The sequence below is a fragment of the Sphingosinicella sp. genome (assembly GCF_052387495.1).
Lineage (GTDB): Bacteria > Pseudomonadota > Alphaproteobacteria > Sphingomonadales > Sphingomonadaceae > Allosphingosinicella.
Genome location: NZ_JBQTJC010000158.1, coordinates 1 through 18644, shown reverse-complemented (window position 1 = coordinate 18644; position 18644 = coordinate 1). Strand labels below are relative to the sequence as shown.

At 68.1% G+C, this 18644-nt stretch carries 17 protein-coding genes, 1 tRNA gene and 1 pseudogene; 10 read left to right on the top strand and 9 right to left on the bottom strand.

Annotation, left to right across the window (positions count from 1 at the left end; all coding sequences use genetic code 11):
* Positions 1–335: 335 nt before the first annotated feature.
* The 4 genes from ACT4N8_RS09035 to ACT4N8_RS09020 all read right to left on the bottom strand — a co-directional run bounded on the left by ACT4N8_RS09035 (position 336) and on the right by ACT4N8_RS09020 (position 5152).
* A complete protein-coding gene (locus ACT4N8_RS09035; protein ID WP_444857799.1) occupies positions 336–2537 on the bottom strand; it encodes an amylo-alpha-1,6-glucosidase in 2202 nt (733 codons plus the stop codon).
* Between the two features lie 5 nt (positions 2538–2542).
* The gene (locus tag ACT4N8_RS09030; RefSeq protein ID WP_444857798.1) at positions 2543–3607 is read right to left on the bottom strand and encodes a glycosyltransferase family 4 protein; all 1065 of its coding nucleotides are present in this window, start codon (positions 3605–3607) and stop codon (positions 2543–2545) included.
* A 146-nt stretch (positions 3608–3753) separates the two neighbouring features.
* Positions 3754–4395 carry a cell wall hydrolase gene (locus ACT4N8_RS09025; RefSeq protein WP_444857797.1) on the bottom strand — a complete coding sequence of 214 codons (642 nt, stop codon included), beginning with the start codon at positions 4393–4395 and terminating at the stop codon, positions 3754–3756.
* A gap of 259 nt (positions 4396–4654) precedes the next feature.
* Positions 4655–5152 carry a hypothetical protein gene (locus ACT4N8_RS09020; protein ID WP_444857796.1) on the bottom strand — a complete coding sequence of 166 codons (498 nt, stop codon included), beginning with the start codon at positions 5150–5152 and terminating at the stop codon, positions 4655–4657.
* A gap of 68 nt (positions 5153–5220) precedes the next feature.
* Between ACT4N8_RS09020 and ACT4N8_RS09015 the strand changes: the two genes are divergently transcribed.
* The 6 genes and pseudogenes from ACT4N8_RS09015 (at position 5221) to ACT4N8_RS08990 (ending at position 10413) form a co-directional block, all read left to right on the top strand.
* Positions 5221–5616 carry an EVE domain-containing protein gene (locus ACT4N8_RS09015; protein ID WP_444857795.1) on the top strand — a complete coding sequence of 132 codons (396 nt, stop codon included), beginning with the start codon at positions 5221–5223 and terminating at the stop codon, positions 5614–5616.
* 75 nt (positions 5617–5691) lie between these two features.
* A pseudogene (gene acnA / locus ACT4N8_RS09010) lies at positions 5692–8394 on the top strand (aconitate hydratase AcnA).
* A complete protein-coding gene (locus tag ACT4N8_RS09005; protein ID WP_444857801.1) occupies positions 8391–8663 on the top strand; it encodes a CBU_0592 family membrane protein in 273 nt (90 codons plus the stop codon). The pseudogene acnA and the gene ACT4N8_RS09005 overlap by 4 nt, the downstream one beginning before the upstream one ends.
* Positions 8627–9280, top strand: a complete 654-nt coding sequence (locus ACT4N8_RS09000) for a cyclase family protein (RefSeq protein WP_444857794.1) — start codon at positions 8627–8629, stop codon at positions 9278–9280. The genes ACT4N8_RS09005 and ACT4N8_RS09000 overlap by 37 nt, the downstream gene beginning before the upstream one ends.
* A 69-nt stretch (positions 9281–9349) precedes the next feature.
* Entirely contained in the window at positions 9350–9880 is a 531-nt protein-coding gene (locus ACT4N8_RS08995) for a rhodanese-like domain-containing protein (RefSeq protein ID WP_444857793.1), read from the top strand.
* 35 nt (positions 9881–9915) lie between these two features.
* A complete protein-coding gene (locus ACT4N8_RS08990; RefSeq protein ID WP_444857792.1) occupies positions 9916–10413 on the top strand; it encodes a rhodanese-like domain-containing protein in 498 nt (165 codons plus the stop codon).
* A gap of 9 nt (positions 10414–10422) precedes the next feature.
* On the opposite strand, the gene ACT4N8_RS08985 is transcribed toward ACT4N8_RS08990, so the two are convergent.
* The 3 genes from ACT4N8_RS08985 to ygfZ all read right to left on the bottom strand — a co-directional run bounded on the left by ACT4N8_RS08985 (position 10423) and on the right by ygfZ (position 14399).
* Positions 10423–11562, bottom strand: a complete 1140-nt coding sequence (locus ACT4N8_RS08985) for a sterol desaturase family protein (protein WP_444857791.1) — start codon at positions 11560–11562, stop codon at positions 10423–10425.
* Positions 11563–11666: 104 nt separating this feature from the next.
* The gene (locus ACT4N8_RS08980; RefSeq protein WP_444857790.1) at positions 11667–13616 is read right to left on the bottom strand and encodes a beta-propeller domain-containing protein; all 1950 of its coding nucleotides are present in this window, start codon (positions 13614–13616) and stop codon (positions 11667–11669) included.
* 60 nt (positions 13617–13676) lie between these two features.
* On the bottom strand, positions 13677–14399 hold the full coding sequence (gene ygfZ, locus ACT4N8_RS08975; protein ID WP_444857789.1) for a CAF17-like 4Fe-4S cluster assembly/insertion protein YgfZ: 723 nt from the start codon (positions 14397–14399) through the stop codon (positions 13677–13679).
* A gap of 22 nt (positions 14400–14421) precedes the next feature.
* Between ygfZ and pyrC the strand changes: the two genes are divergently transcribed.
* Positions 14422–15465, top strand: a complete 1044-nt coding sequence (gene pyrC / locus ACT4N8_RS08970; RefSeq protein ID WP_444857788.1) for a dihydroorotase — start codon at positions 14422–14424, stop codon at positions 15463–15465.
* Here pyrC and ACT4N8_RS08965 read toward each other — a convergent pair whose 3' ends face one another.
* Both ACT4N8_RS08965 and ACT4N8_RS08960 read right to left on the bottom strand, forming a co-directional pair.
* Entirely contained in the window at positions 15466–15819 is a 354-nt protein-coding gene (locus ACT4N8_RS08965; RefSeq protein WP_444857800.1) for a nuclear transport factor 2 family protein, read from the bottom strand.
* The gene (locus ACT4N8_RS08960) at positions 15816–16577 is read right to left on the bottom strand and encodes a DUF1134 domain-containing protein (protein ID WP_444857787.1); all 762 of its coding nucleotides are present in this window, start codon (positions 16575–16577) and stop codon (positions 15816–15818) included. Before ACT4N8_RS08960 ends, ACT4N8_RS08965 begins: the two co-directional genes overlap by 4 nt.
* A gap of 159 nt (positions 16578–16736) precedes the next feature.
* On the opposite strand from ACT4N8_RS08960, the gene ACT4N8_RS08955 reads away from it, so the two are divergent.
* The 3 genes from ACT4N8_RS08955 to ACT4N8_RS08945 form a co-directional block, all read left to right on the top strand.
* Positions 16737–16829, top strand: a tRNA-Ser gene (locus ACT4N8_RS08955).
* A 53-nt stretch (positions 16830–16882) separates the two neighbouring features.
* A complete protein-coding gene (serS, locus tag ACT4N8_RS08950; RefSeq protein ID WP_444857786.1) occupies positions 16883–18142 on the top strand; it encodes a serine--tRNA ligase in 1260 nt (419 codons plus the stop codon).
* Positions 18126–18644 (top strand): esterase/lipase family protein (locus ACT4N8_RS08945; protein ID WP_444857785.1); only part of this gene is annotated, 519 nt, incomplete at its 3' end. The genes serS and ACT4N8_RS08945, both read left to right, overlap by 17 nt.

The following is an 18644-nucleotide window of genomic DNA, read 5'->3' as shown; positions in this document are numbered from 1 at the left end:
CTTCCGTGTCGTCCCGCGAGAGAGACTGGCCCGCGAAGAGGGTGGCGAGCGAATCCTGGACGACCGGGGCGGGCGGGGCGGAATCGGCCGTCGGCGCGGCCGGAGTGACGGTGAGATACATGAGCTGAATTCCCGTGACGAAGGTGAGGACGCAAACAAAAAGCCCGCCGGAAGCGGCGGGCTCGATGCGATTCGAGAGATTGGACCTAGAGGTCCCTCACCATCGATACGCGCGCGCCGCCGCGGCGGAGGAAATCCACCGCCAACGCCAGCTCAGCACGGTCGCGCGCGTCGTCATGGCGCCGAACTGACAGATTGCGGACGCTTCCGTCAACCTATTTGACGATCCGCACCGCCGCATCGCCGACGCGGCGGACCACCGCCGTCGAGACGTCGTCCCCCACCCGGCTGAGCCAGAGATCGAGCCGGGACCCGGCGACGCCGATGCCGTTCAGAGTCAGTTTCTCGATCAGCTGGGGCAGCGCTGGATTGGTGAGCCGCAGGCAATTTTCGTCATGGTCGATCTCCAGCCCGGCGGCGGCGGCGATCAGCGCGAAGGGCGCCGCGGCGGACCAGGCCTGCGGCGAGCAGGCGACCGGATAGGCTGTGGGCCCGCGCTTGCGCCGCCGGGTGAAGCCGCAGAACAATTCGGGGAGGCGGTGGAGCTCGTCATAGATCGCGGCCTCGATCATCCCGTGCGCGAGCTTCACGACTTCGCCCTTGCGGCCGTAGCGGGCGAGGCCGAGCGCGATCAGGGCGTTGTCGTGCGGCCAGACCGAGCCATTATGGTAGGACATCGGATTGTAGCGCGCCTCGCCCGCGGCAATGGTGCGCACCCCCCAGCCCGAGAAGAAGCGTGGCGAGGTGAGCGCTGCCGCCAGCCGGTCCGCGCGCTCGGGGGCGGCGATGCCGGCGAAGAGGGCGTGGCCGGCATTGGACGAGCGCACCCGGCACGGCTGCTTCTTGCCGTCGAGCGCGAGGGCGTAGCAATCGATCTCGTCGAGCCAGAAAAGGTCCTCGAAGCGCTGGCGCAGCGCTTCCGCCTGGCCCTCGAGCGCGACGCCGAGCGGGCCGTCGCCGAGGGCGCGGGCGATCCGCGCGGCGCCCATTTTGGCGGCATAGACATAGGCCTGCACCTCGCAGAGCGCGATCGGTCCCTCGGCGTCGCGCCCGTCGGCATGGAAGATCGAATCGAAGCTGTCCTTCCAGCCCTGATTGGCGAGGCCGCTCGCGCGCATCCTTTGATATTCGACGAAGCCGTCGCCGTCCCGATCGCCCCATTCGTCGATCCAGCGAAGCGCGGCGCGGATCTGCGGCCAGATCGCGCGGATCGTCACCAGATCGCCGGAGCGATCCAGATACATCCCGGCGAGCAGGACGAAGAGCGGGGTGGCGTCGATGCTGCCATAATAGCGGCGGAACGGCACCTCGCCGAGGCGCGCCATCTCGCCGCCGCGCATCTCGTGGAGGATCTTGCCGGGCTCGGCGTCGGCGGCCTCCTCCACGTCCGTCGCCTGGGTCGCGGCGAGCGTCGTCAGCACCCCTTTGGCGATGTCGGGGGCGATCCACAATGTCTCGATCGCGGTGATGATCCCGTCGCGCCCGAAGATCGTGCTGTACCAGGGCACGCCGGCATAGGGATAAAGGCCGTATTCGGTGTCGGTGAGCAGCATGTCGAGATCGGAGACGGCCCGGTCGACCACCGCGTTGAACAGCTCGTTGCTGCTGCTGACGGCGCCGCGCCCGGCCCGGCGCTTCCGGCTGCCGCGGCGCTTGCTCCAATAGGCGCTGACGAGGTGCGGCGGCTCGCTCGGCGCCTCGTCGATCGCGCAGACGATCTTCATCGCCAGGTTGATCCGGCCGCTGTCCCCGAATGCGAGGTCCCAGCGGGCGCCGCGCGTCGACAGCGAGTCCGGGGCCGGATCGAAATGGATGCTGGTGGTCCGCTTCACCTCGTCGAGGCCGAGATAGAGGAAGCGGACGGTGCGCTCGTCGACCCGCTCGGCACGGAGCGTGCCGCGCCGGGGACGCTCCTCGCCGCGCACTTCGAACAGATCGGCAAAATCGCTCGCAAAGGTCAGTTCCAGCGGGATCGGGCCGGGCAGCGGATTGAAGCGCGTCAGCCGGATCCGCTCGTAGCAGGTCTGGCCGTGGAGGAATTTGAGGCGGCCGACGTGGATCGAATCCCGCTGCAGCACGAGGCGGTCCTGGCCGTCATAGAGGTCCGCATTGGCGAGATCGACGACGAAGGCGCCATTGTCGTCGAGCACGACCGAGCTCAACAGCAGCGGATCGGCTCCGCCGAGCGTGAGCTGGAGCTGGGAGAGGAAGCGCGTGTCCTGAAAGAACAGCCCGTCCGGACCGCCCTCGCCGCCGCGGCAGTCGCCCTGCTTGTCGAAGACGCCGAACAGATCGCCCTGTTTCAGCGTCCTCAGGGTCCGCTCGACGAGCGACTTGGTCGCCTCGATATGATAATCCTCGGCGTCCGGATCGGACCGGGCGCCGCTCCATGCGGTCGCGAGGGCGGTCTCGTTCATGCCTCTCAGGCGTTCACAATGAGCTTGTCTCCGAACAAAGCGGGCCGTTCGGCCGCGCCGAGCGCTTCATAGAGCCGGACATAGTCGCGCGCCATGCGTTCGGCGGTGAAACGTCGTTCGAAGGCGGCGCGGACGTGGGCGCGCGGCAGGCGGCCGGCCGCCTCCACTGCCGCGACCGCATCGTCCAGGCTGTCGACGAGGAAGCCGCTGCGGCCATGCTCGATCACTTCGGCGGTGGAGCCGTTGCGCCAGGCGATCACGGGGGTCCCGGCCGCCATCGCTTCTATCATTACCAGCCCGAACGGCTCCGGCCAATCGATCGGGAAGAGCAGGGCATGGGCCTTGCCGAGGAACTCGGCTTTGTCCGCGTCGCCGATCTCGCCGACGAACTCGACGAGGGGGTCGTCCAGCATCGGCGCGATGTCGTCGTCGAAATAGGCGGCGTCGGCGCGGTCGACCTTGGCGGCGATCTTGAGTTTCATGCCCGCGCGCCGGGCGATCTGGATGGCGCGATCCGGGCGCTTCTCGGGCGAGATGCGCCCGACGAAGGCGAGATAGCGGCCGTCGCCCGTCCCTGGGGGGATGAGGCCCGCGGGCATGCCGTGGTGAATGGTGGCGGCGAAGTTCGCGTGCGGGATCGGGCGGCGCTGCGCGTCCGAGATCGAGACCAGCTTCATCTCGGGAAAGGTCCGGAAGGCGGGCCAGAAATCGGGCAGATCCTGCCGCCCGTGCAACGTCGTCAGGGATTTGCCGGCGAGGTGCCGGAAGGTCGGGAAATGAAGGAAATCGATGTGAAAATGCAGGACATCGAACGCGTCCGCGGCGGAGAGCACGCGATCGAGCATGGCGAGCAGGCTGGCGAGATGGTCGTTGATTCCCGAAAGCCTGAGCCCCTGCTCCGCGCAGGCCACAAGGCGGGCCGAGGTGCGCGAATCGCCGCTGGCGAACAGGGTAACGTCGTGGCCGAGATCGATCAGGGCCTCGGTGAGCCACCAGATGACCCGCTCGGTACCGCCGTAAAGGCGGGGCGGGACGGCTTCGGCGAGAGGGGCGATTTGGGCGATACGCAAGACAAGTCTCCCGGACAGGACGAGACGGCAAATTTTGGGGCGATACCCCCGCGCGCACAACGGGCTCGCGTGGGGCGATGTTCCGCAACGCACAACCGAATGCGCGGCGATACGTTGCTTCGGCGTGACCGATGCGCGGTCCGGCGCTAGCTGTAGAAGATGTGGAGGCCGATGCGGGCGTTGCGCTCGAGGCGGCGGCCCCAGCCGGGGCTGACATAATTGGCATGGTACCAGAGCACGTCGCGGGGCAGCAGGCGCGAGGCCTCGGCCTGGGCGATGCGGGCGCAGGCGACGGCGCGGCGCCAGGCCTGCGAAGCGCGGTCGGCACGCGGAATGACGCCGCGGCGGACGAAGGAGAATTGGGCGGGCTGGGTGACGACGGCGCAGATCGTGTTCGGATAGCGGCCCGAGCGGGCGCGGTTCAGGACCACCTCGGCGACCGCGAGCTGGCCCTCGAGCGGCTCGCCCCGCGCTTCGAAATAGACGGCGCTGGCGAGGCAATGCTGCTCCCGGCCTTCGGTCTCCGTGCCGCCATATTCCTCGACCAGAGCGCCGAGCGACGGTGGCGGCGGCGGCTCGGTCGCGAGCGCGGCGTGGAGGTCGGCGGGGCCGAGGCCGGCGGCGAGCGCGTTTTCAGGCTGCACTGCGTCGCCGTTCAGGCCGAGCTCGCCGACATCGACGGCGGCCGATGCGTGGGCGAGATAGTGCGCGGTCGGCGCGACCGGACCGCTTTGCCATGCCTTGAGCTGGTCGCCGCCCGCGAAAGCGGCGATGAGAAGAGCAGCCACGGCGAAGCCCGCGGCGCGAACCGATCGAATCATTTGGCTTGAATTCCAGTGCGGTGAGCGGTTCCGACGGAGCCCGAAAAGGGTGCTCCGGATGCCATGCTCGCCGTCTTGCCCGACCGCGCGGCACAAATGCCCGCGGCCCGCTCGTTGAAACCGTTGGGAGCAAGATGTCGGACCGGATGCCCGGGATCAACCCTTTATGCTGCAATGCAGCGACGACTCGAAAGGCGAACGGGACGAAGCGGGGAACCGTTGCGAATTATTGCGTTGAGTTGCTGTCGACCGGGACCTGATGCGGCACGCCGGAGACCAGCCGGACCGTCGCGCTCGACACCCAGCCGGCAGCACAGGGCCCTTCATAGGCCTGCCGCCGGCCCACCGGCGAGCCGACGCCGCAACGCTCCGCGGCGGTCCCACCCTCGTCATAGACGATGCCGAACCAGCGCTGATCGTGCGAGCGCGAGCAGATGAAGAATTCGGCGTCGAGGTCGAGCCGGTCGATCTCCTCGCCCGAATCGTAGGGCGCGGCGCGGACCGGGATGGTCGTGACCCCGGGCCGCTCGCGCAGCGTGCCGCGCGCGGTGCAGGCGGCGAAGCCCGGGCCCATCTCGCCGATCCGCACCGGCGTCGCGCTCCGTTCGAGCAACGAATCGCCCTCCACCCGGACATAAGGCGGCGTCGTCGAGCCGCCCGATCCGTTCTGCGGGACGCGCTCGCCGCAGGCGGCGACGGCCAGCGCGAGGCCGAGGATCAGCATGCGTTGAGCCGTCAGGCGGATTGATCTAGGCGGGATTTCGCCCGAACGCGAGAGGAGCGACCCGGGAAATGGCCAAATGGCTGATGAAGTCCGAGCCCCACGTCTACAGCTGGGACGATCTCGTCCGCGACGGCGCGACCGACTGGGACGGGGTGCGCAACAATGCGGCGCGGCTGCACCTTCGCGCGATGAAGACAGGGGACGAAGCCTTTTTCTATCATAGCGGCGACGAGCGCCGGATCGTCGGGATCATGAAGATCGCCGGCCCGGGCAAGCCCGACGGCGAGGACGGCGCCTGGGTCAAGGTCCCGGTCGCGCCGGTCCGCCCGCTCGCGCCGGTGACTCTCAAGGACATCAAGGCCGAGCCGAAGCTCGCGGCGATGGAGCTGGTCCGCCAGTCACGCCTCTCCGTCTCGCCCGTCCGGGACGAGGAGTGGGCGCTGATCCTGAAGCTCGCTGGCTGATCTCCCGGCCGTTCGGCTCGCTTGCCGAGCGTCCCCCGCAATCCTAAAGCACTTCGAACGCAAATGGGGGACGCCATGACCGCCGTCGGCCACGATACGCTCAACACCCGCGACACATTCAAGGTCGGCGGCAAGCGCTACGCTTAATAGTCGCTGCAGAAAGCGGGCGAGCAGCTCGGCGACGTCAGCCGCCTGCCCTTCTCGATGAAGGTGCTGCTCGAGAATCTGCTGCGCTTCGAGGACGGCGACACGGTGACGGTCGCGGACGTCCAGGCTTTGGTCGACTGGCAGAAGGAGCGCCGGTCCGCGCAGGAAATCCAGTATCGCCCGGCGCGCGTGCTGATGCAGGATTTCACCGGGGTTCCGGCCGTGGTCGACCTGGCCGCGATGCGCGACGCGATGGCGAAGCTCGGCGGCGACCCGCAGAAGATCAACCCGCTCGTCCCCGTCCACCTCGTCATCGATCACAGCGTGATGGTCGACGCCTTCGGCACGCCGCAGAGCTTCGAGGAGAATGTCGCGCTTGAATATCAGCGCAACATGGAGCGCTACGAGTTCCTGAAATGGGGCCAGAGCGCGTTCGACAATTTCGAGGTGGTGCCGCCGGGCACCGGCATCTGCCACCAGGTCAATCTCGAATATATCGCGCGGGGAATCTGGTCGTCGAAGCAGGTCGGCGGCGCGAGCGACGATGCCGACGAGGTCGCCTATCCGGACACGCTCGTCGGGACCGACAGCCACACCACGATGGTCAACGGCCTCGGTGTGCTCGGCTGGGGCGTCGGCGGGATCGAGGCCGAGGCGGCAATGCTCGGCCAGCCCGTGTCGATGCTGATCCCGGAAGTGGTCGGTTTCCGCCTGACCGGCGCGCTGAAGGAGGGGATCACCGCCACCGACCTGGTGCTGACCGTTACCCAGATGCTCCGCACCAAGGGCGTGGTCGGGCGGTTCGTGGAGTTTTACGGCCCGGGCGTGTCCGCCTTGAGCCTCGCCGACCGGGCGACGATCGCCAACATGGCGCCGGAATATGGCGCGACCTGCGGCTTCTTCCCGATCGACGACAAGACGCTCGATTATATGCGCCTCACCGGCCGTCCGGAGGAGGATGTCCTGCTCACCGAAGCCTATTGCAAGGCGCAGGGCATGTGGCTGGCCGCGGACGGCGCCGAGCCGGTCTTCACTGAGACATTGAGCCTCGACATGTCGACCGTTGAGCCGAGCCTCGCCGGGCCGAAGCGCCCGCAGGACAAGGTCGTGCTGAGCCAGGTCGACGACGAGTTCACCGGCAATTTCCAGAAGGAGTTCGGGCTCGATCCGGCGGTTCTGCCGAACCGGGCGGCCGTCGCCGGCGCCGACCATGATCTCGGCCATGGCGACGTCGTCATCGCCGCGATCACGAGCTGCACCAACACCTCCAACCCCGCCGTGCTGATCGCCGCCGGGCTGGTCGCGCGCAAGGCGCGGGCGCGCGGGCTCGATTCCAAGCCCTGGGTGAAGACCAGCCTCGCGCCCGGCTCGCAGGTCGTCACCGACTATCTCGACAAAGCGGGCTTGAGCGAGGATCTGAACGCGATCGGCTTCGATCTGGTCGGCTATGGCTGCACCACCTGCATCGGCAATTCCGGCCCGCTGCCGGAGCCGATCAGCGCCTCGATCCACGCCAACGACCTGGTCGCCGCGAGCGTGCTTTCAGGCAACCGCAATTTCGAGGGGCGGGTGAGCCCGGACGTGCGCGCCAATTATCTCGCCTCGCCGCCGCTGGTCGTCGCCTATGCACTCAAGGGCACGGTCGTCGAGGACATGATCACGACGCCGATCGGCCGGGGTTCGGACGGGACCGACGTCTATCTGAAGGACATCTGGCCGTCGAACGACGAGATCCGCTCGTTCATCGACGCCTATGTCCACGGCGACATGTTCCGCAGCCGCTATGCCGACGTCTACAAGGGCGACGCGCGCTGGGGGACGATCAGGGTCTCCGGCGGCGACACCTACGACTGGCCGGCCGGCTCCACCTACATCGCCAACCCACCCTATTTCGAAGGAATGACGATGACCCCGGTGGCGCCGGGCGACATCGTCGACGCGCGGCCGCTCGCGATCCTGGGCGATTCGATCACCACCGATCACATCAGCCCTGCCGGCGCGATCAAGCTCGACAGCCCGGCCGGCAAATACCTCACCGAGCACGGGGTCGCCCGCCCGGACTTCAACTCCTACGGCGCGCGGCGCGGCAATCACGAGGTGATGATGCGCGGCACCTTCGCCAACATCCGGATTCGCAACAAGCTGGTCCCCGGCACCGAGGGCGGGATCACCAAATATATCCCGACTGGCGAGGTGATGCCGATCTACGACGCGGCGATGCGCTACAAGGCGGAGGGGACGCCGCTCGTCGTCATCGCCGGCAAGGAATATGGCACCGGCTCGTCGCGCGACTGGGCGGCGAAGGGAACGAACCTGCTCGGCGTGCGGGCCGTGATCGCCGAGACCTATGAGCGCATCCACCGCTCGAACCTGGTCGGCATGGGCGTGGTCCCGCTCCAGTTCCTCGACGAGGTGCCTGAGTTCGACGGCACCGAGACCTTCACCGTGCTCGGCATCGCCGATTTGACGCCGCGCAAGGAAATCGCGGTGAAAGTGACGAAGGCCGACGGCATGTCCTCCACCTTCGCCGGGCGGGTGCGGATCGATACCGCCCACGAGCTCGAATATTTCCGCCAGGGCGGCATCCTCCAGTATGTGCTGAGGAGCCTGGCGCGGGGGAGCGCGCACTGACCGCGCCCGAGATCGGGGTCGAGCTCGCCGGCTGGACCGGCGCGCTATTGATCCTGCTTGCCTATCTGCTCGTCACCTCGGGGCGGCTGACCGGGCAGTCGCTCGCCTTCCAGTGGATGAACTTCCTCGGCGCGGCGGGCTTCACGCTCAACGGCTGGTGGCACGGGGCCTTGCCCTCGGCGTCGCTCAATGTGATCTGGATGGGAATCGCGGCGGTGGCATTGTGGGGGATATGGAAGCGCAAACGCTCGTCGACCTCAGCCATCTGATCGAGGCCGGCATGACCACCTATAAGGGGCTGCCGGGGCCGCATATCTGCGACTTTTGGGAACGCGAGGCGAGCCGCGCCTTCTACGACGACGGCTCGACCTTCCAGATCGGGCGGATCGACATGGTCGCCAATACCGGCACCTATCTCGACGCGCCCTTCCATCGCTATGCCGAGGGCGCCGACCTGGCGGGGCTGAAGCTGGAGCAGCTCGCGTCGCTCCCGGGGATCGTCGTGAGGAGGGATGCGACGGCGATCGACACGGACGCGTTCGATGGGCTCGACGTGGCGGGCAAGGCGGTGCTCGTCCATACCGGCTGGGACCGGCACTGGCGCACCGAGGCCTATCAGACCGGCCATCCCTTCCTCACCGCCGCGGCGGCCGAACGGCTCGTCGCCGACGGCGCCAGGCTGGTCGGCATCGACAGCCACAATATCGACGATACGAGCGGGCGCTCGCGCCCGGTCCACACCATCCTGCTCGGCGCGGGCGTGCTGATCTGCGAGCATATGACCAATCTCGGCGCGCTCCCCGACGCCGGCTTCGCCTTCACCGCCGTGCCGCCGAAGATCGCCGGCATGGGCACTTTCCCGGTTCGCGCCTTTGCGCTCATATGAACGCGCCATTCAGAGCGAATAAAGTTTCGGGCCCGCATCAATCGCCTCCCCCACCCAGAGGAGGCTGTCATGTTGCGTATCGTTGTTCCGCTCCTGCTCGCGTGCACTGCAATCCCCGCCACCGCCCAGCCGTCGGCGCTCAATCCGCAGATGGATTATGACGGCTATGCCGAGCTGATCCGGGAGGTCAGGCCCTATCGGCGGGCGCGGCTGATCGACTGGGATACGTTCGCCGCCGCGGCGCGGGAACGGAACGTGCTGATCCTCGATGCCCGCTCCGAGCGCCAGTTTGCCGCCGGGCATATCGCGGGCGCGGTCAACCTGCCCCTCACCGAGTTCAGCGAGCGGCAGCTTGCCGAGGTGATCGGCCCCGATCGCAACCGCCCGATCCTGATCTACTGCAACAACAATTTCCGTGAGGACCGGGACCCTGTCGTCAACAAGGCCGGCCGGCTCGCGATCAACCTCTCCACCTTCGCGCATCTCTACGGCTACGGCTATCGCAACGTCCGCGAGCTGGGCGAGCTCGTCACGATGGACGATCCGAGGATCCGCTGGGTGGCCGCGGAGTCGCGAGGCGTCACCCGCGCGCCCCGCTGAACCCGCCAGATTCACCACCTGTTCGGAGACACACCATGCGCCGCTTCGCCCTGCTCCTCATCCTCGCCTGCGCCCCGGCGCCGGCTCTCGCCCAGCCGGGCACCAATCCACAGATTGATTATCGCGGCTTCCAGCGGCTCGCCGCGACCGTCCAGCCGCACCGCCAGGCGCGGCTGATCGATCATGCCCGCTTCAACCGCATGGCGGCGGCGCCCGGCACGCTCGTCCTCGACGCGCGCTCGCGCGAGGCCTTCGCCGCCGGCCATATCGAAGGCGCCGTCAACCTGCCCTTCACCGAATTCACCGCCGAGAGTCTGGCGGCGGCGGTCGGGCCGAACCGCGACCGGCCGATCCTGATCTACTGCAACAACAATTTCTCGAACAACGCGCCGCCGGTGACGCGCAAGCTGATCACCGTCGCGCTCAACATCCAGACCTTCATCAACCTCTACGGTTACGGCTATCGCAACGTCTACGAGCTCAACGACGTCGTCGATTTCAACGACCCCGCCGTCCGCTGGGTGAGCGCCTGAGCCCCTGTCTCATCCGGCCTTGCGCCGGAACGGGTAGAGGAACTGGCGAAGATAACCGGTCGGCACCTGCTCGGGCACGCCGTAATTTTCGGGCCAGCGCCCCGGCGGCAGGTAGAAGGTGCCGAACAGCCGGTCGAAAACGGGGAAGTGGATGGCGAAATTCTTGTCGACGCCGTCGGCCTCGAGCGCGTGGTGCCAATGGTGGAAGCGCGGCGTCGCCATGACATGGCCGAGCCGGTCGAAATCGCCCCGAACATTGGCGTGGAGCAAAGAGGAATAGACGTAGACGATGCCGATATAGATTTGCAGCGCGACCGGGGAGAAGCCGAAGGTCAGCATCGGCACCGCGGTGACGCCGCGCAGCAGCACGATCTCGATGAAGTGCATCCGCGCGCCGGCCAGCCAGTCCATCGCGCGGGTGCTGTGGTGCACCGCATGGAAGCCCCAGAGGAAGGGGATGCGATGGAACAGGCGGTGGAACCAATATTGCGCGAAATCGGTGAGGATCATGACCTCGACGATCTGCAGGACGAGCGGCTGGCCGCCGATCGCGGCGCGGATCGCGGCGAGATTGCCGGTCTGGCTCATGATGAAGGTCGACGGGGCGAAGGTGAGGAAGGTCACCGCCTGCACCATCATCGAGCTGATCAGGAAGTAGAACAGATCCTCCCGCCAGTCGACGCGGAACAGGCGCTGGTCCGGCCGGTGGGGCACGAGCCGCTCCAGCGGCGCGAACATGAAGCCCGCGAGCAGCATGTTGAGGATGAAGAAATCGAGCCCGAAGAAGATGCCCCAGCTCGCCACGTCGCGCTCGGTCGCGTTCGAACCGCCGAGCAGGGCGGCGACCAAAGCGACGATCAAGGCGCTGGAGCCGAGCACCTTCTTGTCGCGGAGCAGCAGGCTGATCACCGCCAGTGCGTAGGCGCCGAGGATCACGACATGGACGATCGGCCGGAAGGCCGAGGCGTCGCGCACCCGCGCCAGCTCGGGGCTGCCGAGCCAATCCGGATAGCGCAGCACGAGCACCATCGCGAAGCCGGTGACCGCGAAGAGCAGGCCGAAGAAGCCCGCATACCAGCCGCTGCCGAACCGCCGCAGCGCCGGCGGCGCCTGCAATTCGCCGATCAGGCCCTGACCCGTCTCCCCCATCGCGGCCTCCCCTTCCGAGGCGACGTTTTATGGTGAGAGCCGCGCCCCCGCAACCGCGTCATCGACGTCGGAGCGCGGGCATTTCAGCCTAAGGGCTGACCTCCTTACTGTGCCGCCGGCGCCGGCGCGAAGTTGAGACGCCCGATCTCCCGGATGCGCTCCCCGCCGAGGCGGCCCTCGACCAGCTCATAGCCGAGCAGGGCGAAGATGCGGCCGCGCAGGAAGATGGGCCGGGCATTGCCGTACCAATCGAGGCAGGAGGCGACGCAAGCATCGTCCACCGCACTGCGCACCTGGGCGTCGAGCGTGCCGAGCGGGCTGAATTCGCGCTGCTCGCGGCGCAGGTAGAGCATGCCCGCCGCGCTGCGGAACAGGCTGGTGTAGCGCCCGTCGACCGGCCGGGCGATGGGCAGGCCCATGATCCCCGAGGCGCCGTCCGGCGTCGCAGGATCGGGATTGTAGAAGAAGGCGTGGCTGCGCGCCTCGCCCTCGGTCGCCGCTGGCATGGCATAGGTATCGCCGAGGCGGGCGCGAGGCTGACCGAGCTCGACCGCGGTGAAGCCGAGGCTGCCGCCCGACCCGTCGCCGACGACCAGCGCGTCCCGGCCGAGCGCCTCGATCCGGCTGAGGCCGTGGCCCAGCTCGAGCTCCGCCGCCTCCGGCTCGCGCAAGGCTGCCGCGACCACCACCGACCTCGCGGCATCGACGCGGACGCCGGAAAGGACGTGATCGCCGACATAGCGGTTCTCGCTGAGATAGCGGTTGGCCGGGTTGGGGAGCAGCCGGTAAAAGCGGCGGCGCACCTCGCGCGAGCCGTCGTTGAACTCGCTCAACGGCAGGCGGATCAGCGCGACCGTCCGGTCCGGCGCCTCCGGCTCCCACAGCTCCGCGCCATAGGGCGAGGCCTGGACGAGGACGTTGAGCACGCCGTCGGCCGGGTCCTCGCGGAAGGCGAACTGATCGTTCACCCCGCCGCGCGCCCCGACCGCCGAGGGCCGCTCGCTCTGGGCGAAGGGCAGGCGGAAGATGTAGCGGTTGAACGGGAAGCGGCGCGACTGCTCCTGCTCGTCGGCGGAAAGCCAGAGATAGACGCCGGTGGACGAGACGTAGAATTGGCGCGAGGCGGGGCCGAGCACGCCGATCGCCGAGCAAGCCAGCTCCGCCGCGGTGAGATCGCAGGTGGTGACGCTGTGCAGCGTCGTGAGAACCCCGTCCGGATTGCGCATCATCTGGGGCGAATAGAAAATCTGCCGCGGCGTTGCGATCGGGCGGAAATCGCGGTCGGCGGCATCGCCGGTCCAGCGCTTGATCCCGGGCAAAGCCGAGGCGGCGTCGCCGTCATAGCGCAGGTAGAGCGGGGTGTAGAAGATCAGCCGGTTGCCGATCAGCCGCGAGGCGTAGTTCGCGCTGTTGTAATAATCGTTCGAACGCAGGTGATGCGCGTCGACGAAGCTCAGTCTGCCTTCGGGCGAGAGCCGGAAGCGGTTGATCTCGGTGCCTCCGCGCGAATAGCTGTAGCCGATCACGACCACCCAGTCGCCCGAGACCAGCATCTCGTCATACCAGTCGGCCTGCCATGAATTGCGCGGTGGAGGGACGCCCGGCGGCGAAGCGTCGATCCGGTCGATCGCCCGCATCTGCCCGCCGGCGATGGAGAGGGTGAACAGCCGCCCGCGCCGCAGCACGACAAGGATGTCGCCCCGCACTTTGACGATGCCGCCTTCGTCGATGCCGGCTTCCTGCGTGTTGGTGATGCTCTCGCCGTCGACCGAAGGCGCGGCGGCGGTCGTCATCGAACCGGGCGGCGGCGGCGGAGGCGGCGGCGCGGGCGGCGGCGGCGGTGGTGGTGGGGGCGGCGGCGGATTGGCTTGGCGCCAGGCTTGGAGGCGCCCCAGCAGCGCGCGGAACTCGGCGTCGGAACGGAAGGGCCTGAGGCTGCCACCCGGCCGGGCCGGAGCCGCTGCCTGAGGCTGCGCCGCCGCCGGAATCGAAATCGTCGAGAAAGCCGCGAGGATCAGGGCGGCGAGCGCCCCTCCAAACATGGTGCGCCGCATGTCGAGCCCCCTTTAGCTACGCCAACTGCTTGTCTTTATGGGCGATCGTTTCGGCGTGCGTCAACCGCCGAGCGCCGGGGCGAGCCAGCCGGGGATGAGCGCGCCGCCGAGATCGTCGGTGCGGCGATGCTCGACGGCGAGCCCGAGCGCGGGGTAATGGACTCGCGTCCGCGGCCCCGGCGCCTCAGCGGGGACGACGACGAGCCGGCGGTTGACCTTGTTGCGCCAGTTCATCCGCGCGGTGTTCTCCTGGCCGACATAGCAGCCTTTGTCGAAGGCGACGCCGTTCAGCTCGATCGCATTGCATTCGAGCCAGAGAAGTTTGTCCGAACCGTGCTCGGCCACGCCCTCCGTGACGCCCAGCGCCAGGCGATGGGCGAGCCAGGGCGCATCGCCCGCCTTCCCTGCGGCCGGGGCCAGCCAGCGGCGGCCGAGCGCGGGAAGGCGGGGATCGGCGACGCCCTCTGCGCCATCCTTCGCCCAATGCACGCAAAGCTCCGGTTCGCGTTCGACCACGATCGGACGGCGCAGACGGTAGAGAGTGAGCCTGCGGGCGAGATCGCCCGCCGCCACCCGCTCGCAATCGATCATCACATCGTCGCCGTCGGCCCAGAGGATGAAGTCGAACAGCGCCTTGCCCTGCGCTGTCAGCAACCCGGCCCAGAGCGGCCGCTCCGGCGCGAGCTTGTCCAGATCGTTGGTGACGAGCCCCTGCAGGAAGCCGCGCGCATCCTCGCCCGAGACCCGGAGCACGGCGCGATCGACGAGGGTGGTTCCGGCCATGGTCTCCAGTTAGGGAAGGCGCGTGACCGATCCAACCCGTCTCGTCATCCGCCGCCCCGACGACTGGCACGTCCACTTGCGCGACGGCCCGATGCTTGGGGCGGTCGCGCCTTACACCGCGCGCCAGTTCGCGCGCGCGATCGTGATGCCGAACCTGGTGCCGCCGGTGACCACGGCCGCGGCTGCGGAGGCCTATCGGAATCGCATCCTCGCCGCGCTGCCGGAGGGTCACGGCTTCACGCCATTGATGACCTGCTACCTCACCGACGAGGCAGATCCGGCCGAGCTGGCGCGCGGCTTCGAGGCCGGCGCCTGGATGGCGGCGAAGCTCTATCCCGCCAACGCCACCACCAACAGCGCGCAGGGCGTGACCGACATCGCCAAGCTCCGCCCGGCGCTGGAGGCGATGCAGCGGATCGGCATGCCCTTGCTCGTCCATGGCGAGGTGACCGATCCGGAGGTGGACGTCTTCGACCGCGAGGCGGTGTTCATCGAGCGCGTGCTGGCGGGCGTGATCCGCGACTTTCCGGCGCTCAAGATCGTCTTCGAGCACATCACCAGCGCCGAGGCGGTCGCCTTCGTCGAGGCGCGCGGCCCGAACCTCGCCGCGACTGTGACGCCCCACCATCTCCACATCAACCGCAACGCGATTTTCGCGGGCGGCCTCAGGCCCCATGCCTATTGCCTGCCCGTCGCCAAGCGAGAGCGGCACCGGCTCGCGGTCCGGCGCGCGGCGACCTCGGGCTCCCCGAAATTCTTCCTGGGCACCGACAGCGCGCCGCATCCGACGAGCGCCAAGGAAAGCGCCTGCGGCTGCGCCGGCATCTTCAACGCCCCGTTCGCGCTGGAAAGCTATGCGGCGGTGTTCGAGGCGGAGGGCGCGCTGGACCGCTTCGAGGCCTTCGCCTCGGAGCATGGGCCGCGCTTTTACGGCCTGCCACTCAACGAAGGCACGGTGACGCTGGAGCGCGCTCTGATCGACGTGCCGGAAACCCTTCCGGCCGGTACCGAAAGGCTGGTCCCCTTCCACGCCGGCGAGACGCTGGGCTGGCGCGTCGTCGGCTGATCAATCCAGCGGCAGGCTGTGCAGCTTGAGAAAGCTCAGTTTGTCCCAATAGCCGCGCTGGAAAGCGATCCTGCCGTCGCGGATCGTGAAGAAGCCGCAACCGCGCAGTCCCAGCGGGTCCCGCCATTCGAGTGCCGCGACTTCGCCGCAGTCGTGGATCGCCTCGACGATGCAGCGCATGTCGGCGGAGGCGAACTCGCGCGCGAACATCTCGCGGATCGCCTCGCGGCCCGCGACCGGCGCCTGGGTGACCTGATGATTGACCGCGTCCGCGTGATAGAGCGCGGCGAGCGCTTCAGCGTCGGCGGCGTTGAATCGCCGCACCCATTCCTCGACGACCTGACGCGGACTCAGAAGGGCAGCCAGCGGTTGCGTTCGGAGAAGCGCATATAGCCGGCATTGACGCCGAGCCTCAGGCCGACGCCGAGCCGGATCGGGATCAGCACCACGTCGCCGCGGCGCATATACTGCGCGCTGAGGCCGCCGACGAAGTAAGCGCGACCCTCGCCGGACGGGAAGCGGCGGAACAGCTCCTGGCTGTCGTGCAGATTGTAGACGAGGACGAAGACCTTGTTGGCGTCGCCGCCGGCGTCGAAGCCGATCGAGGGGCCGGTCCAGTAGACCGGTCGCTCGCCCTCGATCCGGTGGTGCATCGTGCGCGAGCCGTAGCGGACGCCGTAGATGAAGGCGCCGGCGGCTTCCTGGCCGGCGATATAGGCGACCGGCTCGCCCTGATCGCGCAGGATGTTCTCGATCAGCCGGGCAAGTCCCTGCGCGCCGCGGCCGAACACGCCTTCCGCGGCGTTGATCAAATCGTCGCGTGGAACCGTATCACCCCGGCCAGAGAGCGGGATCGAGCGCGCGTCGAACGGCTCGGCGGCCGGCGCCTGGGATGCTTCGGGCGCTCTCGGCGCCTCGGCCGCCCGGGGATCGACCGGAGCGTAAGAATCGTCCTCATAGGTCTGGACGGGGGCCGGATCCTCATCCACCGGATAGCCATATTGCTCGGCCTCGGCCGCCCGGTTCGGATCGATTTCCTGGATCTGCGCGAACGCCGGCGCGGCCCCCAACAGGGCGGCCGCAGCGACCAGATTCACCAAGGATTTCAGCATCTCAAATTCCCCCACACGCTCCTGCGGAGAGATTAGCGCCCGCCAACCTTTCCCGTCCATGAATCGGCGGCGAAGCGAGTCGATGGCGCGCCCAGCCGAGTCGATTGGCCCCAGTTGAACCTTTGGAATCGCGCCTATATAGCCCGTCCGGCCTTCATCGGAGACGTGGGTGAGTGGCTGAAACCAGCGGTTTGCTAAACCGCCGTAGGGGGATTACTCCTACCGAGGGTTCGAATCCCTCCGTCTCCGCCACCCTGCTCCGCGCTCCTTGATTTTTGCGACCCGGCCCCGCAGGGCTTGTCGCCATGTTGAGCCTGCCCTTCATCCGCGACAATGCCGCAATTGTACGCAAGGCGATCGCCGACAAAGGCGTGACGCTCGATCTCGACGCCTTGCTCGCGCTCGACGGCGAGGTGCGGGAGCTGAAGACGCGGGCGGATGGGCTGCGCGCCGAACGCAACGCGATTTCGGACGGGTTCAAGGGCGCGGCGCCCGAGGAGCGGCCGGCGCTTGGCGCGAAGGCGAAGGCGATCGGGGCGGAGATCGGCAGCGTCGAGAGCGCGCTTTCGGAAAAGCAGGCGGCGCTCGACGCGCTGCTGATGGCCGTCCCCAACATCCCCTGGCCAGGGGCGCCGGTGGGGCCCGACGAGAGCGCCAATGTCGTGGTGCGAACCGAGGGCGAGGTCCCCTGGTTCGATTTCGCGCCGCTCGACCATGTCGCGCTGATCGAGAAGAACGACTGGGCGGACCTCTCGCGGATCACCCAGGTTTCGGGCTCGCGCACCTATTGCCTGAAGGGGCGGCTGGCGCTGCTCGAGATGAAGCTGATGGCCTGGGCGATGGAGAAGCTCGCCGCGGCGAACTTCGCGCCGATCACGGTACCCGCGATCGCGCGCGAGCAGGCGTTTCTGAACCAGGGCCAGTTTCCGGGGCACAAGGAAGAGACCTACGAGCTGCCCAACGACGAGCTCTGGCTCGCCGGCACGGCCGAGGTCGCGCTCACCTCGCTCCATTCCGGCGAGATCGTGGATGGCGCCCGGCTGCCGCTCCTCTATGCCGGCTATTCGCCCTGCTTCCGCCGCGAGGCGGGGAGCGCCGGCAAGGACGTGCGCGGGCTGCTCCGAGTCCACCAGTTCGTGAAGGTCGAGCAATATGTGCTGTGCGCGGCGGACGAGGACGAATCGGCGCGCTGGCACGGCGTCCTGCTCGGCCTCGCCGAGGAGATCCTGCGAACGCTCGAAATCCCCTATCAGGTGATCGAGACCTCGACCGGCGACATGGGCCTCGGCAAGTTCCGGATGAACGACATCGAGAGCTGGGTGCCGAGCCTGGGTAAATATCGCGAGACGCACAGCTGCTCGACCCTGCACGACTGGCAGGCGCGCCGCGCCAACCTCCGCTACCGCGACCGCGACGGCAAGGTCCGCTTCGCCCATACACTCAACAACACCGCGCTCGCTTCCCCTCGCATCCTCGTCCCGCTGCTCGAGAATCACCAGACCGCCGACGGCCGCATGAAGCTGCCCCCGGCGCTCGCCGAGCTGATGGGTGGCGAATATCTCTAGCCGCCCGGACGATCGGGCACCGCCCGGCTGGATGCGCCTCTACGAAGCCGGGGCACTCGCCGCGCGCTTCTATCGCTCGTTCGGAAGCCTCGGCGCGCGCGGCCCGGCCGAGGGACCGAAGCTGATGGTGATCCCAGGCTTCCTCGCCACCGACCGGACGACGCTCGGGCTCCAGCGTGCGCTCGCCGAGGCGGGATTCCGGGTGATCGGCTGGGGCATGGGGCTGAATCGCGGCGTCACCGAGGATATCGTCGATCGGATCGCCGAACGGATCGAGCGCTTCGGCGCCGGCGAGAAGGTGATCCTCGTCGGCTGGAGCCTCGGCGGCCTTTACGCCCGGGTCGTCGCGCAGGAACGGCCGGATCTCGTTGAGAAGGTGGTGACTCTCGGCGCGCCCTTCGCCGGCGACCGGCGCCTCAACAACAATGTCTGGCGCCTGTACGAATGGGTCGCGGGCCATCCCGTGAACGCACCCCCGATCGACAGCGACCCCGAGGCGAAG